General features: G+C 64.3%; 13 protein-coding genes and 1 pseudogene. 4 read left to right on the top strand and 10 right to left on the bottom strand.

Annotated features, from left to right (window positions below):
* Nucleotides 1–5: 5 nt before the first annotated feature.
* The 4 genes from J4N02_RS03270 to J4N02_RS03255 all read right to left on the bottom strand — a co-directional run bounded on the left by J4N02_RS03270 (nt 6) and on the right by J4N02_RS03255 (nt 6,273).
* The gene (locus J4N02_RS03270; protein WP_188334517.1) at nt 6–1,052 is read right to left on the bottom strand and encodes a restriction endonuclease; all 1,047 of its coding nucleotides are present in this window, start codon (nt 1,050–1,052) and stop codon (nt 6–8) included.
* Nucleotides 1,049–2,254 (bottom strand): hypothetical protein, encoded by a 1,206-nt coding sequence (locus J4N02_RS03265; RefSeq protein ID WP_208091098.1) that lies wholly within the window; start codon nt 2,252–2,254, stop codon nt 1,049–1,051. Before J4N02_RS03265 ends, J4N02_RS03270 begins: the two co-directional genes overlap by 4 nt.
* The gene (locus J4N02_RS03260; RefSeq protein WP_188334518.1) at nt 2,247–3,761 is read right to left on the bottom strand and encodes a class I SAM-dependent DNA methyltransferase; all 1,515 of its coding nucleotides are present in this window, start codon (nt 3,759–3,761) and stop codon (nt 2,247–2,249) included. Before J4N02_RS03260 ends, J4N02_RS03265 begins: the two co-directional genes overlap by 8 nt.
* Nucleotides 3,762–4,026: 265 nt before the next feature.
* On the bottom strand, nt 4,027–6,273 hold the full coding sequence (locus J4N02_RS03255; protein WP_188334519.1) for a hypothetical protein: 2,247 nt from the start codon (nt 6,271–6,273) through the stop codon (nt 4,027–4,029).
* A gap of 195 nt (nt 6,274–6,468) precedes the next feature.
* Here J4N02_RS03255 and J4N02_RS03250 point away from each other — a divergent pair, with 195 nt between their 5' ends.
* Together J4N02_RS03250 and J4N02_RS17325 are read left to right on the top strand one after the other, a co-directional pair.
* Entirely contained in the window at nt 6,469–6,732 is a 264-nt protein-coding gene (locus J4N02_RS03250; RefSeq protein WP_188334520.1) for a hypothetical protein, read from the top strand.
* A gap of 11 nt (nt 6,733–6,743) precedes the next feature.
* A complete protein-coding gene (locus J4N02_RS17325; protein WP_188334521.1) occupies nt 6,744–7,007 on the top strand; it encodes a hypothetical protein in 264 nt (87 codons plus the stop codon).
* Here J4N02_RS17325 and J4N02_RS03240 read toward each other — a convergent pair.
* From J4N02_RS03240 to J4N02_RS03225, 4 genes and pseudogenes are all read right to left on the bottom strand, one after another.
* On the bottom strand, nt 7,004–7,651 hold the full coding sequence (locus tag J4N02_RS03240) for a hypothetical protein (RefSeq protein WP_188334522.1): 648 nt from the start codon (nt 7,649–7,651) through the stop codon (nt 7,004–7,006). The genes J4N02_RS17325 and J4N02_RS03240 overlap by 4 nt on opposite strands.
* Nucleotides 7,641–9,104 (bottom strand): type IV secretory system conjugative DNA transfer family protein, encoded by a 1,464-nt coding sequence (locus J4N02_RS03235; RefSeq protein ID WP_188334523.1) that lies wholly within the window; start codon nt 9,102–9,104, stop codon nt 7,641–7,643. Before J4N02_RS03235 ends, J4N02_RS03240 begins: the two co-directional genes overlap by 11 nt.
* The gene (locus tag J4N02_RS03230; protein WP_188334524.1) at nt 9,101–9,559 is read right to left on the bottom strand and encodes a hypothetical protein; all 459 of its coding nucleotides are present in this window, start codon (nt 9,557–9,559) and stop codon (nt 9,101–9,103) included. Before J4N02_RS03230 ends, J4N02_RS03235 begins: the two co-directional genes overlap by 4 nt.
* Before the next feature lie 48 nt (nt 9,560–9,607).
* Nucleotides 9,608–10,463: pseudogene (locus tag J4N02_RS03225) on the bottom strand (IS5 family transposase).
* 266 nt (nt 10,464–10,729) lie between these two features.
* On the opposite strand from J4N02_RS03225, the gene J4N02_RS03220 reads away from it, so the two are divergent.
* Together J4N02_RS03220 and J4N02_RS03215 are read left to right on the top strand one after the other, a co-directional pair.
* Complete coding sequence (locus tag J4N02_RS03220; RefSeq protein ID WP_188334050.1) at nt 10,730–11,503, top strand: hypothetical protein; 774 nt, start codon at nt 10,730–10,732, stop codon at nt 11,501–11,503.
* A gap of 15 nt (nt 11,504–11,518) precedes the next feature.
* A complete protein-coding gene (locus J4N02_RS03215; RefSeq protein WP_188334049.1) occupies nt 11,519–12,766 on the top strand; it encodes a hypothetical protein in 1,248 nt (415 codons plus the stop codon).
* Nucleotides 12,767–13,364: 598 nt separating this feature from the next.
* Here J4N02_RS03215 and J4N02_RS03210 read toward each other — a convergent pair.
* Together J4N02_RS03210 and J4N02_RS03205 are read right to left on the bottom strand one after the other, a co-directional pair.
* Nucleotides 13,365–14,789 carry a deoxyguanosinetriphosphate triphosphohydrolase family protein gene (locus J4N02_RS03210; protein ID WP_223202556.1) on the bottom strand — a complete coding sequence of 475 codons (1,425 nt, stop codon included), beginning with the start codon at nt 14,787–14,789 and terminating at the stop codon, nt 13,365–13,367.
* Between the two features lie 397 nt (nt 14,790–15,186).
* On the bottom strand, nt 15,187–16,290 hold the full coding sequence (locus J4N02_RS03205) for a bifunctional lytic transglycosylase/C40 family peptidase (RefSeq protein ID WP_188334047.1): 1,104 nt from the start codon (nt 16,288–16,290) through the stop codon (nt 15,187–15,189).
* Nucleotides 16,291–16,306 lie beyond the last annotated feature (16 nt).

The raw sequence follows: 16,306 nt of genomic DNA, 5'->3' as shown, positions 1-16,306 counted from the left end.
CCACGTCAGGCCTCCGTGTCGTCGTCCAGCACCCAGACCTGCTTGAGCGGCAGGGCCGCCTTGGTCGAGTCGGGCAGCAGGGGGTACGTGGCGAACAACTGGTCGAGGAGGGCTTCGGCGTCCCAGACCTGGATGATCGTGCGCAGCGACTCGAACTCCTTCTTCGCGGGGGCAGTGATGCCACCCATCGCCACCAGAAGCCCCTGCGGCGCGTTGTTCTTGCTCATCGCGCTGTGCAGGCCGCGCATGACCGGTGCACCTACCGCCGTGGGCTCCGACTTGACCTCCACAATGATCGGAGTGTCCAGGCCCAGCGGACCGCGACCCGCGCGAATGTCGATGCCCTGATCGGGGCCGGCCGGGGACACCTCGCACACGAACCCCAGCGCCGTCAGCACCTCGGCCACCAGATGGGTCATCTTGTGCTGACCGAAATCCTCCACGATCCGCGCTCTCACCCGGTCCCGGATCGCATCCAACGTCGGGACCTGCGGCGGATCAGCCACCGCCACGGCCGCCGACGACGGCGACGGGCTCGCAACCGTCGGGACGCCGACGCCCGGGTCTGCGCCACCCGCCGCGACGGCCTCCAGCCGGGCCGCCGCGTGGTTCCGGGACGGGCTGAACACCGTCATCGCGCCGTTCACCATCGCCAACAGATCGTCCTTCAACACCGCACGCGACACCGGCTCAGGCTGCCAGTCGACAGTTAGGAAGTGGCGTCGATCACGGGGCGCGGCTGAGTCATACGCGTAGCCGCCGGTGCAACGCCCGAACGCCAAGTACCCCGGCTTGGTCTTGAGCGGCATCACGACAAGATCGCCGGGCTGAACACCATGACGGAACGCCCATAACTGGCCGGTGTACACCGCCAGGCGCTGGGGATTGTCGCCCGGATAGGCCTGATCCACGAGGTGCCGCACCGCCTCCCGCGACGAACACGATGACAGGTCCCCGATCTCCTCCCAGCCGATCGTGGCGCGCCCTCGCTCGAAGTTGAAGTCCTCCGACTGTCCACGATTACCCGCCCGCACCACCCACACGTTCGTCATGACGCCACCCCCATCAACTCGTCGTAGGACTCCGGGATTTCATGCTTCCCCGAGAGCAGTGCCGCCAATATGGCGGAGCGGACATGAGCCAGCGTGGCCACGTGCTCCTGTGCCATGCGTACGATGTCGCCCGCCGCATCGAGGGGGGCCATAGCGGCTTGCTGGTCGTCGAACGGAAGAAGCCGGACCTGCATCTGTTCTGCTCGTCGCGCCCCTATGTGTTTGATGTTCGAGCCGCCCGCGACCTCACGGAAGCGGCCCGACTCATATGCCCAGGCGCACCAGTGATCGACAAAGCTGGGACTGGAGACGTGGGGTCGAGCTCGATATCGCAAGAGGGTGTTCTGAAAGCAGACCGGGCCCTCCAGCTCCCCAATCCACCGACAGGGTGCACCGACCGCCGCTTCACTCGCGCTACCTTCTGAAACCAGAACGTCGCCAGGGACCAGCGAGTACTTCGCTTGCTCCTGTGGGGAGAAGGACATCTCGTAGACATCCGAGAGGTTGAGGCGGCCGAATGTTACGTTGGCGGACCGGAGGTAGCGAGTCTGCCTTGCACCCCCAGCACGCGTGGGGTTGCGTTGAACGCCGATTAGGATATCGAAGGCGTCCCGGCCGGTTGTGAGTACGCCGGTGGCGAACGTTAGGGCTCGGAGACTACGGAGCTGGTCGACGGCCGCCTGCAGCCGCAGTTCCGCCGCCGCAACGGTGTCATCGAGTGCGCCGATCAGGTCGACGATGCGTTGCTGCTCCGGAAGCGGCGGGAAGCACGCTGACATTGCCAGGAAGTCGATGGGGTTGAGACGCTCCCGCCGCCCGCCAAGACCTCTCGAGTTGGCGGCCATTGCCTTCCAGAGTTCGGAACGTTGGGTCATGAGGCGTAAGAACGCCGGTAGGACACGAGCCGTGGCAGTGAACGTCGGAAACTCGCTGGAAGCATAGGACTCGGCCAGATCCCCCGGGGCAACCGTGATTGCTCCCTCGAAGGCCTTCAACTTACTGAAGATCAACTGGTTTGGCCGGATGAGGTTCAGCTCTCGATAGCTCGTTGAAGCTCTTGACACCGGATCGCGGTAGAGCAAGCCCCGCCCGTACGCCAAGACGCCGACGATCGGGTAGGCCTTTCCGTCGAGAACAGATGCCTTTCGGACGTCCAGCGTCACCACATCGTGGAACTGCAGCTTGTCCCACCCCTCACGCATCGAAGCCCGCCGCCTTCAGCTTGGCGTCTAGAACCCGCTCAGCCGCACGCAGCTCTTCGCGGGCATCTCGGTACGCGGCCAGGGCCGCTTCGACGTCGACCTCGGCTGTCGCGGCTGACTGAATGTATCGGCCGATGTTGAGGTCGAAGTTGTTGCCGGCGATCTCGTCAAGCGTGACGAAGCGGAGGTTCACCCCGCCATCGCCGTCGATGTCCTCACCGCGGACGTACGCAGCGTGGACGGCCTCCACATCAGCGTCCGACAGCGAGTTCTGGTTCTTGCCAGGCAAGAAGCGCTTCGAAGCGTCAACGAACAGCACTCGACGCTTGCGCCCCTCGGCCTTGGTCCTACGCCAGATCAGCAGGCACACGGGGATCGAGGTGGAGTAGAACAGGTTGTTCGGCAGGCCGATGACCGCTTCCAGCAGGTCTTTCTCGAGCAGGCACCGGCGGATCTCGCCCTCCTTGCCGCCACGGAATAGCACCCCGTGGGGCATGACGACGCCAACGCGTCCGGTGTCGTCCTTCATCGAAGCGATCATGTGCTGGATCCACGCGTAATCGCCGTTCTTCGCCGGCGGCACCTCGCATAGCACGCGTCCCCACGGGTCATTCGCCCACGCGCTCGCACCCCAGTTTTGCAGGCTGAACGGGGGATTGGCGATCACCACGTCGAACCTACGCAAGCGCCCGCGTTCGGTGAACTTCGGATCCCTGAACGTGTCGCCGCGGCGGATCTCGAAGTCCTCCAGCCCGTGCAGGTACAGGTTCATCTTGGCGATCGCCGAGGTGGTCAAGTTGATCTCCTGACCGTGGAGCCGCAGAGAGTCCGGGTTACCGCCCGACCCACGTACCGCGTTGACCGTCTCGACGAGCATGCCACCGGATCCGCACGCCGGGTCGACCACCTCGTCGCCTGGCTTCGGATCGAGGATCTTCACCAGCAAGTGCACAACATGTCGCGGGGTGAAGAACTCGCCGGCCTTCTTGCCGGACGCCTCCGCGAACTCCCGCAAGAGGTACTCATACGCGTTGCCCAGCAGGTCGCCGGACACGTGATCGGGGTCAAGTCGCACCGGATGGAAGGTGTCGAGCAGCGCGGTCAGCGCCGACTCCGGCAGCCGGTCGGTGTTGGCCCACTGGACGTCGCCGAACACGCCGGCCAAGTCGCGATTAGCCTCCTGGATGCGGTCCAGGGCGTCGCCGAGCTTCGCGCCAACGTTGACCGCCGTGCCGTGGACATCGGACCAGTGGCAGCCGTTCGGAACCACGAACGGCTGGTAGTCGGCACACTCGATCTCCGGGGTCAGGTCGTCGCCCCAATCAGAAACCGCCCGGGCGTGTCGGTAGTCCCAGTTGTCGCTCACCCACTTGAAGAACATGACGGGGAAGACGTATGCCTTGAAGTCCCCTGCGTCCACCGGGCCGCGCAAGGCATTCGCTGCAGCCCACAGCGTCCGCTCTAGCTCGGGTTGGGTCAGGCGTTGGGCATTGCCATTGATGGTCACGCGACGAGTCTCTCCTTGTCGGGGGCTGTCCCCTACTCTGCCAGCATCAGAGCCTCATGGGACCCAAGCCTGCCCTCAGGTTGCCTCGTCTGGCCTCACGAGTTGCCGACTATCCACCCCCCAGCGGGCCTCAGCTTCCGACCAACGCGGAGGAGGCTGAGGCTGCGGCCCAATCCCCTCGCGAGTGGCAGTAGGGCCCTGTAGGCGGCCGAAGCGCACCGGTGCCAACCGGAAAAGGTCCGCTGGACCTCGTCGCGACCCCACGTCACTCAAGGATCACCTCGAGGTCCTTGCATACCTCGGCGACCAGCCCGGCGACCTCCTTTAAGAAGCGATTCTGGTCTGGCGAGGCACCGACAGTAGGTATCGGGGCACCCCGGTCGTACACCTCGGCAGCAATCAGGCGGGCTCGGACAAACGTGGAGCCCACGCCGTGTTGCGCGTAGGCCTCTTGCCAGCCAAGTCGCGGGTCCTCTGCGATCCGCCGCCGCGTCAGATCCATGAGCTTCTTCGTTATGGCGTTGGCGAGGGCGTCGATAATGCGCTGCTTGTCGTCATCGTTCGGTTCGCCGCCGTCCCAACGGACAGGGCGCTGAAGCATCAGGAGCACCTGCGCCTGGAGTTGGTATCGAAGGTCCGCCACGGGGCGCAGCGTGTCGTACTGGTCGGTCCATCCTTCTGAGAGCCGCCGCGTTAGCGCCTTAACGCGGGTCCAGTGCTCTCTCGGCGCCTCGTGGTTCACCTCCAAACCAAGCAGGCCGCGCCAGCGGGAGTGGAAGGCGCGGGCGGCTGCGGTTACGGCCAGCGACAGGTTCATCCGGTCATAGACTGGACGGCTGGAGCCGCCAGCGACCGCCAACTCCGGATGAGAGAGCCGGACGACGAGGGACTCGAACTGCGAGATGGCGCGGGCACCCGCCCGCTTTCGTGAATTGAGTGGTTGTTGAATATCCCCGACGAAGAACCTTGCAGCATCGACTCGCCGCCGCAAGGCGCGTTCGGCCGCGGGGCCAAGTTCGTCACCGATCGATTTGAGTGCGTTGTCCACCGATGCAAGAACGTGCTGCTCGCGCGCCGTGAAGGTCGGCAGATTGTCGCCCACTACCTGGTCGAAGTGCGTGAAGAGGACGTGCAACTTCATGGCGTTCCCGGAGACGGCGATTCCCTTGAGCGCCGAGACCGGCGCCGCCTGCATTGGTTGGGCCGCGTTATCGACCAAAAGGACTGCGTCGACCTGCTCGAGTTGCTCGGCTACGTGGGTTGAGAGCGTCGCCGCTGACTTGGGCGTGTGGCCTAGGCCCTCCCCATCGATCAACACCAACCGCATGGCCGGCGACCCCCAGGCTGGCTGGAACGGGCCGCTGACGCGGATTCCGTTCACCAGTGGCGTCAACAACCGGCCAAAGAGCGGGGCGTAATTGCTAGTGAATCGAGTGATCACCTTCATGAACTCATCGCGCTCATCGGCCTCCCAGGACCACGTCGTTGGCCACCCTTGACGGTTGCGTTTCAGCTGACCCTCCCTGAGGGACGCGAACCGCTTCTCGATCTCGTCAAGGAGCGAATCGACGATCTCATGGAACTCATCAGACTGGCGGAGGTCGCTGTCGAGGCTCTCCTCGATGAACTCCGCCAGCACGCGCTCGTCCTCCTCGACGTTCCCAAGTGCATCGATGACGGCACCAGCGTGCGCCGACACGACCGCCTTCACCCCTTCGACAGCGTCCGAAACCACCTTGGCCGTCACAGCCAGATCGATCTCGCCGTACTCGTTGGGATCTATATCGTCCATTTCGTCCTGGTCGTCGTCGACCAGGTCATCCAAGTCCGACGCGGCGCCGCGCCCTAACACGTAGCTGAAGCGGAACCGCTGATTGACATGGTCCAGCAGCCGCCTCGTGACCTCGTCATCCGGCCTCTGGCGATAGGCGGCCAGCGCCGCGGCCGAGACATTCTCGACCAAGTAGTCGATGACCTCGTCGCGCGGGGCGAACGTCACGACCGCGCGGTACCGGCCGGCAGCTCCGGTGATGAGCTCGGTGTCCGCGACGGTGGTCTTGGCGGTGGAGGTGGAGGGAAACCGCTCCTTATCCGGGTCGGTGCCCAGTAGCTGTCGGACGACGGTCGTCTTGCCGGCCCCGGTGGTGCCCAGCAGCAGGACGGACCTGTAACCGTCTTCAGACGTGGGGAGGGGAATGACGCCCTCACGCAAGGCAGGGAAGTCCGTCCTCGTAGCCTCAAGACCCTCGTAGAAGATCTCAACAACGCGAGGGTCGAGCCGTCCGGCGGCCATGACTCGTGCCGCCGGACTCCACAGCTCCTCGGTGCGCAGCAGGTCGTTCAGCTGGCCGACCAGCCGCGCCGCCTCCTGCTCATCCGAGGTCCCCAGACCCCGACGAACTCGGCGTCCCGGCTTACCCGTCGACATATCGAGTCTCACGGGGTGCCGGAAGATGACCGACCAACTCTCCCGCCCCTGGCTCCTGCTTTTGGTTGCTGTGTAGTAGGTCATGGACGCTCCTCGTTGTTCCGGGGGTGTACCAGCCCAGCATGCCTCGAGGCGAGAGACCGTGTCAACCCCAGTGGTACACCCTGGGAACAACAACGACAGTGGTGCGGCAGACCACGCCGGCTCGAGGTCGCCGGCCACGCGCAACTCGATCTGCAGAACGGTCGGGTCGTCCTAGACCCGACGCGGTTCGAGTCGGTGGTCGAGCTCGTCGCACAGCGCTCTCTGGCCGGGAAGGTTGCAGACCTTCAACTCCAGCGCACGCCGGCCGCCGCCTTAAGCCTCCTGCGGGCCATTGAGACCGACCCGGCCACCGGCACCTATCGGCCCGGGTTATTGAGCTTGTGCAAGCGCAGCCTACGCGCGCTCCGGGATGTCCCGGAAGAAGGCATGGCGGACGCCATCAAAGCGGTTCAGACCCAGGTGCGTGCCGGTGTTGAGCGGCCCCGCAGTGGCCCGTAGTCGGGTCGGTATTGCGGCTGAAGGGCCTGGAATTCGACCATGTCGCCATCGTCGACCCCGAGTGCTGCAGCACCCCGGAGGAGGTGTACGTGGCCGTCAGCCGTGCTCGCGCGTTTCCTGCACGGTTGTCACCACGGCGGATCACCAGATGCGGTGGTTCTCCTCGCCCCACGGGACGGCGTGACGCAGCCACTTGGGATCGGGCGGGTGTCCCTGGGTGGGCGGCGGGCAGAGAAGGCCGTGCTGGCATGGCTCTAAGTTCACCGCATGTCTAGAAGACTTCGCCGGTGGAGGGGTCGATCAAGTCACCGCCGTCCAGGAGGGTGAGTTGGTGCCGGGCGGTCCGAATGTCCTCGTCGTGGGCGAGTGCGAGGAGGTCAACCTCGAAGGCTCGGAGTCGCGGGGCAGACGCCTCTTCGCTTGTGTGGCGGGTGTAGCGGCTGCGGCTGGGCCAGGGCTGGTGCTCGTCGTCGCAGGACTGCTTCAGTCGCTGCCTCATCCGGTCGATGAAGCCGGGCAGGACGTAGCGGTGCCAGTTCTCGAGGATGTCGGAGTTCGGCGCGTGGCCCGCCCGTCGGCGCTGGTCGGCCACCACAGCCAGCTCGTGGACCAGGTGCGGGTGCAGCGGCCAGCAGTCGGGGATGCACGCCCCTCCCGACGCCTCCCACACGTACTCGGAGTTGATCCACTCGACGACCTGATCGAGCCACAGCCACAGCTCCCACCGCAGCCCCCGCTCCAGGCAGGTCGACGGGTCCCACGGACGCGGCAGATTGGCCGGATTCCCCAGCTTCTTCTTGCGTTCCTCGCTGCCGTTCTGGGCCTCCCACAGGTCGTGGTAGGCCTTCTGGACGCGGCTGCCCGGAGCTGGAAAGCCCAGCACCAGCGGCCCAGCCGAACTCGTCGGGTCACCAGCCATGGCGTTGCGCTTCCACGAGAGCGGCAGCGGTCCGCACCTCCACGTCGCGGACGCCAGTGTGTCTCGCGGCGAGTTGCTCGCGAAGCGCTCGCTGCTGGGCGAGGAGTCGTTGGCCGTCGCGTCCCTCGATGCACCGGTGGAGCCGGGCGATGATCGGTCGGGCGTTCTCCGCGATCACCAGTGCCTGCTTGTCGGGCAACTGCCGGAGCTCCTCGGGACGCAGAATCGGAATCTCCTCGGAGTGGATCGTGCGTCCTCGGCCCCCTCCCATCTGCCATGAGGATCGAGGGACACGGACGCGACCGACCAGGTCGGAGACCTCCTGATTGAACGACACGTCCTTTGAGCCGCCGAACCACACCAGCACGTTCGTAAGCCCGACCAGGGCGCGAGCCTCCTGCTCGCCGAAGATCGCCGCCAACTGCCGGAATGTCTGGGCCGCATAGATGAACGACAACCCCAGCGCACGCTCGTTCGCCATCCGTGTCCGCAGCGTCGGAAGGGGCGCGGTAGACGGCAACTCGTCCAGGCAGGCAAGCATGGGTGGGCAGAGGCGTCCGTGCGTGCTGGCGTTGGCCTGCTCGAGAGCGGTGTCCAGGACATGCTCGGCCACTGCGGTCATCAACGGGGACGCCGATGCGTACGGATCCTCACGACCAAGCAAGTAGACGGTCCCACGCTCACGGATGATGTCGGCGATGTTGGTGGCCTGACGCCGCGCGGATGGCACACAACGGCGGCGGATGTCGTCCTGGAAGAAGAGCGACATGGCTTGCTGGACGGTGGTGATCGTGTTGGCGCTCGTTCGTTCGTCTCCGCGCAGTGCGCCTTGCAGGAGTCCCGCCCACAAGGGATCGGAGTGGGCGTGTCTGCGCAGGATCTCCTCCGGCTGGGAGGTCGACAACGGCTTGGCGACCCATGACAGGAGGTCATCAAGAGTCTTGCCGGTGAGCGCCGCGGCGTGGAAGTAGGCCATCAGCACCTTTGCGGCCTCGGCGGCGTAGAACCTGGCCGCGGCGTCCCCGGACCCGTGGCTCGTCCCGTGGATGGTCCCCGCCGTGAACGCCTTCGCACGTCGCTCGGACACCATGCGGTCGACACACCCGGCGATCGGGTCCCACACGAGGTCCGGCAGGCCAGGGACGAGGCCGAACGGGTCGAGCACGACGCACGGGCGTCCGTCCTTGGAGCGTTCGGGCAGCGACAGGAGCAGGTCGTCGGGCTTGGTGAGGGTGACCAGCGCAGCGCCGGGGGCGTTGATGAGCGCTGGCGTCAGCAGGTCCAGCGTCTTGCCCGACCCCTGGGGGCCGATGACGCCGGCTGTCCGGTCCCAGGGGCACCACAGCGCCCCCGACCTCGGCTGGTGGCCGGCGCCGATGCGCCACCCCACCTGGGCGGGATCGAAGCGCTTGGCCCGTTTGGTTCGGGGTACGACGGCTGGAGCGGCGGTCATCTGTTGGCCTTCCTGGCTGAGGGGTACAGGTCAGGTCGGACCACGTGTCGCACCTTCCACAGCCGATCCTCGCCGAGGAGTTCGTGGGCTTCGGTGATCGTCGCCATGCCGCGCATCCGTCCTGGCCCCCATTGGCGCCACGCCCAAACGCAGGCCAGGCTGGACGCCGTGATCGTGAGCAGGCCGACGACGGTCAGCCACCCCCACATGGCCGCCGCACTGGCTGGGTGTTGGACGCCGGACAGTCCGGCGGCGGCGTCCCCGGCCAGCAGGGCCGGGATGCTGGTCACCAGCTTGTCCGGGGGCGGCCAGAGCCAACCAGCGCCGGCGAACCAGTTGGCGAGAGCCCGACCCAGCTGGCAGACGCCGACACCCGCCGCCACGAATCCGCAGACGACAGCCAAGGGGACCTCCCAGGTCCATGGGTACTGGTCCTGCACACGCTCCCGCTGCATGACATCTCCTTCCCACCGACCTAACGCGTCAGTTGCCGTGTTGGGGGACTAGGGCGTGTCGCGTAACTGGTCTCGTAGGCAGATGATGGTGCTGGCCAGGACGAGGCCGGCGCGGTAGTTGCGAGCGAGTTTGTCGTAGCGGGTGGCGATGGCGCGGAACTCCTTGATCCGGTTGAAGAAGCGTTCCACCACGTTCCTGCCCTTGTAGATGGTGGGATCGAAGGCAGGTGGGCGACCGCCGCGGCTGCCCTTGGCCTTGCGACGGGCGATCTGGTCGGAGCGTTCGGGGATGGTCACCTTGATCCTTCGCCGCCGGAGCTCGGTTCGGGTCGAGGGATGGGAGTAGGCCTTGTCCGCGACCACCCGGACAACCCGGTGAGGGGCAAGATCGATCACATCCAACAGGCGGGGGTTCTCACCGGCCTGACCCGGGGTGACCACCAGCGAGCACAGGTGACCGGAGGCGTCGACCAGGGCGTGGGACTTCGTCGTCCACCCGCCACGGGAGTGCCCCAAGGCGTGATCAGCTGGTTCGGCCCGAGGATTCTTGTAGTTCGGTGGATCCCCCTTTTCGGGCGCCGGCAGCGTGCTTGTGGGCCCGCACGATCGTGCCGTCCACCACCGCGACCAGACCTTCTGCCTCCGGTGAACCGGCGATGGCGGTGAGGATCTTGTCCCAGGTACCGTCCTGGGCCCACGCGTTGAAGCGGCGCCACAAGCTCGACCACGATCCGAACTCGGCCGGCACGTCCCGCCACGGCGACCCCGTCCGCAACCGCCAACAGATGCCCTCCACCGTCCGCCGGTGGTCATTCCACGGACGGCCGCCCTTCGCGCCCCCACGCGGCATCAACGGCTCAATCCGCGCCCACATCTCGTCACTGAACTGAGGACTCCTGGTCACAAAGACAACCCTGACCCCCACCACCCAAATCAGTTACGCGACACGCCCTAGCCTGGCCGTCTACCTCATAACGAAGTTCCCGCATCCCTACATGACCTGCCAGGGCCTGCCAGGGAGGCTCCACCATTCCTCCGCTGTCGCCCCGGTGCTGTGTTCAGGCGCCACGGGCGTGAGCGCAGCGTGAGGCAACCCTGAAGTCGCCCACAACTCCTACACTAGGAATCAGAGACCGCACAGAGCGGACGATATGCGCAATAGGGGGTTCCATGCTGGCCGAGGCTGAGATTCGCCGCCTGAAATTGGTGCGCCTTGAGTCTGGCTCTGCGCCGCCGACCAAGAACTTCGATTCCACCAGTTACAATCTGTGCCTCGGCGCACAATACTACCTATTTGCAGGGAAAGAGCCGACACCCCTTCTCCAAGATTGCTCTACTGGAACCGGCGTGCTCAGAATCCCTCCTTTCGCCTGCGTGTTGGTGGGAACTGACGAGCTCCTCTATCTGCCAAACAACGTGTATGCACGATGGGGGCTGAAAATTCGGCCAGCGATGTCAGGACTAATTTTCCAGGCCGGCCCCCAGATTGAACCGGAGTCATGCGGTCGAATGTTCGGACTGCTGTTCAATCTGTCGAATAGCGAGAAGACTCTATCGTACCGGGAACCGCTTTGGTCGGTTGACTTCGCCACACTAGATGGCACCTCAAGCCGTGGCGTTCGGCCACTCAACAATTCCAATCCGACCCTCAACCTTTCCGCGTATACGTCTCGCGGCATTCCGGGGGGTTCCCTTAACGCGATTCATGCCGATTACTTGGAGCTTACTAGGCAGAACTCTGCGAAGCGGGAGTATACCTTCGGTATTATCCTGATCGTGGCGACGGTCTTGGCCAGCATCATCCTGCCCCTCGTGGTTTCTTCTACCGTCGGCGCAGAGGGACAGATCTCAAGACTCGAGCAACGCGTACAGCAACTGGAGTCGCAAGCCAGCGCAACACCTAGCCCCCCCGCTCCCAGCCCGACGGCATCCAAGACTCCATAAGGCGGTCCTGACATCATGGTGGACTATCGAAAGACAGATCTCATCGTATTCGGGGCGGGTCCGGCCGGCCTTGCCGCCACCATTGCTGCCCGAAGCCACGGAATAGGGGTCAAACTCATAGAAATTGGGCCCAGACTGGAGGCGAGGAGCCGCTACCAAGCCGCTCACCTTGCCTCAGGTGTGGGCGGAGCCGGCTTGTACTCGGACGGCAAGTTCTCCTACTGGCCGTCAGCGACGGCTTTGTGGTCCCTCCCAGATGAGACTCGACTTCGCAACTCGTACAACTGGTTCTGTGGAATCACCCAGGGCCTGATCAACCCCCCGCCGTTCCCTCAGCACCCCGGTGCACCACGCACGATCTCGGCGCTGACACAGAAGCACTACGAGTCTGAGAGGACTACATTTAAAGCGCGGCACCACCTCATCAGTACACTGCAGGAAGCACTTGCATCATCGCTTGTTCCAGAGGCCACCGTCCGAGAGATCAGCTTGGCCGGGCAGGGAGTAGCGGCATCAGTCGAAACCGCCGCCGGAGTAATCGACATTGAGGCCCGCGGCGCTGTCATGGCAGGCGGACGCTTCGGAGGACTCAAGCCCCTGGGGTTGATCACCAACATCCCTTCGGTGTTTCGGAGGTATGAATTTGGTTTGCGAATCCTCACAACTGCGCGGGATTTTCCGTTTCGCGACTCAAGCGACATAGACCCTAAGCTCCTCTTGCGAAATACCGATCACGAGTGGAGGACGTTCTGCACGATTCGCGAGGGAGAGGTTTCGGAAACGGATTTCTTAGGGTTGGTGAGCTACTCAGGGCGTGCAGACGTCGCGCCGACCCATTTCTCCAATTTCGGGTTCAATGTGCGTATAACTAAAGAGCCGCCACTCGGTTCGTTGATGGACGACGCCGCCAGACGAGTTCTTGATGGACGCGTAGAGACCTTCCAAGCAGGACTACCGGAGTACTTGGCCGGGCGGATCGCAGGGTACGACTCACCTATTGACACCATGCTCAGGGAGGGGCTGGAGAGACTGCTCGACTTCTTGGGCGAGTCGGGCGACGACATGGTCGTCATCGGACCGTGCATCGAAGGAATCGGGTACTACCCGAAACTGGATTCCAACCTGAGGGTACCCGACTGTGCAGTGTGGGCAGCTGGCGACAACACGGGGCTGTTCAGGGGGTTGACCGCCGCGTTCGTGAGTGGCCATTACGTTGGTGACTTGGCGGGCGATTTTCTTTCGGGCGCGTCCACGTCGAACTAAGCCTCCTGTAGGTAGCGCGTCGCGTCGCGGAGCGCACAGGGCTCGCTGCCCGAGGATGATGACCGAGTTGCGCCGGGACCTTCAGGGCCGCCAGGAACTATACGGTTGTCGCGACAAGAAGAACTCAGAGTACCGTCGATCGTCTGAGACGTCGCGGCAGCGCCGCCTGTCAAGCCAAAACGGCAGGGAATCGACGTTGCGGGCGTAAGCCAATATGAGTGGTTCGTTCTCCAGACGATACATATCCACGGTCCAGTCGATTCCGCTGCTCGAGTGGTACCGCGTCTTGAAGAGCTTGAACTGCGCTGACCTGAAGAAAGAAACAGCCAGCTCAGTGGACATCGAGAGGCTCTTGTAACCCTCCTCGCCGTTCCGCGGAACGCTCACGCTAGACGGCAGTTCCCGTGTCACGTTATCCGAATCTAGTGTGAACATGCGGGACACTCTGACGGACCAATCGCGAGGCCCAAAGAAGAAGGCGCTAGCGTGCACCACACCCACGATTGGCGCGGGCCCCTGTAGCCCTTCGACGGCGAACACCCTCAAGTTGCGTCCCCCCCTAGGATCTGGCACGGCCAAAGCCTACAACGCTACGGAACTAGTCGTGCCAGTTGGTGACATCAACCGTTCGCGGGTACGGACGCGCCAACTCATAGTGCTCCTCCACATCCCGCTCAGACAGCATGGAAACGTAGTCCAGCACTGCACGAACGATGTTCTGGTCCGCTGTCTGGTACGCCTCCCGAGTATCTCGCTCCAACTGCATCTCGATCAAGTCACGCAACATGGGAGGCAACGCTTGGCGTCGTACAGCCATGTCTCCGTCGGTGAGCTCCTCCTCCTTCCCCCACGGGCGCGTCCTTGTTCGTGCAAACGCATCGGTCGCGGAGTCAATCAACGATGCAGTGACTCCGCTGAGCATCCTTCGCTGCCCACCTTGGATGGTTGCCAGTTCCGGGCGGTCGATCACATAGTACCAAGTGAGTTGCTTGAGAATCCCCACGAGACCTGTGACATCGGGCGCCAGAACCAATTTGCCGTCGACGACAGTGGCCGCGCCATTGGCCTTGGTGATAATGTCGGACGAGAGCCTACCCAGGAGTTTCCTCATGGTGCGTCCGTCATTAAAGGGGGCCCGGGGAAACTTGGTGGCGTGAACTTGAAATGCTCGAAACGCGCTCTCGAACAACTCAGAGTCGCTTCTGATCTGATTCTCCGCATACCTGCGAAACTGATCGGTCTCCTCAGGGTGCAAGGGAATGGGTGACGACCCCTCCTCCCTATGAGCGAGTCGCTCAAGGGGAATAAGAGCGGCGCGGAAGAAGTCGTCGACGTCGTGCACGGCATAGGTGATGTCGTCGGCCCAGTCCATTACTTGAGCCGCGAGGGTCGCACGACCCTCGGCTCCTAGAAGTGGGCGAACTCGCTCTTCGAAGGCGCCGGCGTCACATTCATAGTATCCGAATTTGTAGAACGCTTCGCCTTCGGCCGCACGCGGTCGTGGGTACTTGACGCAGGCAGCCAGAACCCCGGCGGTCAAATCGAGTCCATGATCGCCAATCAGGTTCGCGTGGGTAGGGTGCGTCGCAAGGTACGCCAGAATTCGGAACGTCTGAGCGTTCCCCTCAAAGCCGTCTGGTAGACCCCGTCTGCGGGCAATAGTATCTAGGACCCTTTCCCCGAGGTGACCGTATGGTGGGTGACCGAAGTCATGCGCTCGCCCTGCCGCCTCGACTAGGTCGGGGTCGATTCCTAACCCAGGCGCGGACTCATTAAGGCGTTGCGCCAGGCGTCGGCCAACCTGCCCCACCTTCAGAGAGTGAGTGAGACGATTGTGTAGCAAGGGGCCGCGAGCCCGCGAGTTCTGGGGCCGTGGGGCATAGACCTGCGTCACTTCCGCCAGACGAAGGAAGTATTGGCTGTAGAAGAGGCGATCCAGATCTCTCTGGTACTCCGAACGGACATCTGCTGTATCGGACGTATCGCCCGATGCCCGGCGCCTAGGGTCAGGAACTATGGGCATCGTCCGTGAGGACAGCCAAGAGGGCTGATTCGAAGTCAACACCTGAGCGGCGACGAACCTCGTCCGCCAGCGCGCTTTCTCCGCCATAATCGTGAAGCCTGTCGGAGCGGAGTTCTTCCAGTGCCGCTCGCGCCCTCGCGAGGCGCTGGTTTGCACTCATCAGAGCGACTGCGTTCGAGGTCATCGGCTCCCACCCATCCATCCAGGTTGATGGCGACACTGTACAGCGGGCCTCAGACAATCGTGCGCGGGTTCGAGCCATGTCTGTCGGATCAGGAGATCGTCAGTTGGGCGCCTGATAGCGCACGGGTCGTGATCATGATCAACGAGGTTGACCCAGACTAGACTCGCCTCCACCCGGGGCAGGTGGCGCTGCTGGAAGCTGGGGTCGTCCAAGTCACGGGGTGTACATCCCAGGCCCACCCGCGTCCGACGATCCGACGAACCTCACCACCCGCCAGGCGAGCCTGCTGTAGTACCCGGTGGTCAGGCTGTCGATCGAGACGCCGCTGCCGTCGGAGTTCACCATCCGGCCGTCGCCCATGTAGATGCCGGCGTGGAACACGCGGCCTCCGGGTGTGTAAGAGAAGCCGATCACGTCGCCCGGCCTCATCTGGGCGAAGTCCCGCGGGATCACCTGGCCGCCGGAGTTGTAGGTGATGTCGTGGGCAAGGTGTGGGAGACGGACACCGATCTGGGCGTAGGCGTACAGCACGAGGCCGGAGCAGTCGAACCCGGTGACGACGCGTCCGTCCTGGCCTCCGGGTGAGCAGCAGATCCCGGTCGAGGGTCCGCTGGGGGTGCCGCCGCCCCAGCTGTAGCGGGTGCCGATCCAGCGGAGGGCGGCGTTGACGGCGTCCGTCGCCGGACCGGTGCCGGACAAGGGCGCGCCCGTGGTGTCTGTGTCGTCGGTCACGCACGGGTTCTCTGCGACGTCACCACCGCTGTAGGCCGCGGCGTAGTAGAGGACGTCGTTGACGTACCAAAGCGCGTGGTTGTAGGCGAACAGGGCCTTCCGGACGCCGTCCGGACCCGACAGCGCACCCGACGCGACCAGGTAGTTGGCAGCGGAGTGGACACTGTCCGCGTCGTCGATGATGACCGCCCGACCGTCGCCGTTGCCGTCGACCCCGTAGGAAGCGAACGTGGCCGGCATGAACTGCATCAGGCCGCGAGCGCCGGCGCTTGACGTGGCGTTGTTGCGTCCGTGGTTGGTCTCTTCCATGCCGACCCCGGCGAGCAGCGTCCAGGGCAGCCCGTACCGGTTCGCGGCGGCCTCGTAGAGCGCCAGCACGTCGGCCGGGATCTCGGTCGGCGGGTTGTGCAGACTCGCCTGACGAGGACTCCCAGGCTGCGGCAGACCGATCGCGGACGCCGGCGGGGTACAACTCCCGGCCGCGACAGCTGGGGTGGCGAGCGTGGTGACGAACAACACCACCGCGAGCGGGACCGTGAGCAGGGCGCTCAGCAAGAGTGCGAGGACCCAAGCAACAGCCTTCATCGTGAGCTCGTTTCGG

The sequence above is a fragment of the Propioniciclava sp. MC1595 genome, assembly GCF_017569205.1.
Taxonomy (GTDB): domain Bacteria; phylum Actinomycetota; class Actinomycetes; order Propionibacteriales; family Propionibacteriaceae; genus Propioniciclava.
Note: the sequence above shows the minus strand (reverse complement) of the source record. Positions and strands in the feature narration are given on the sequence as shown.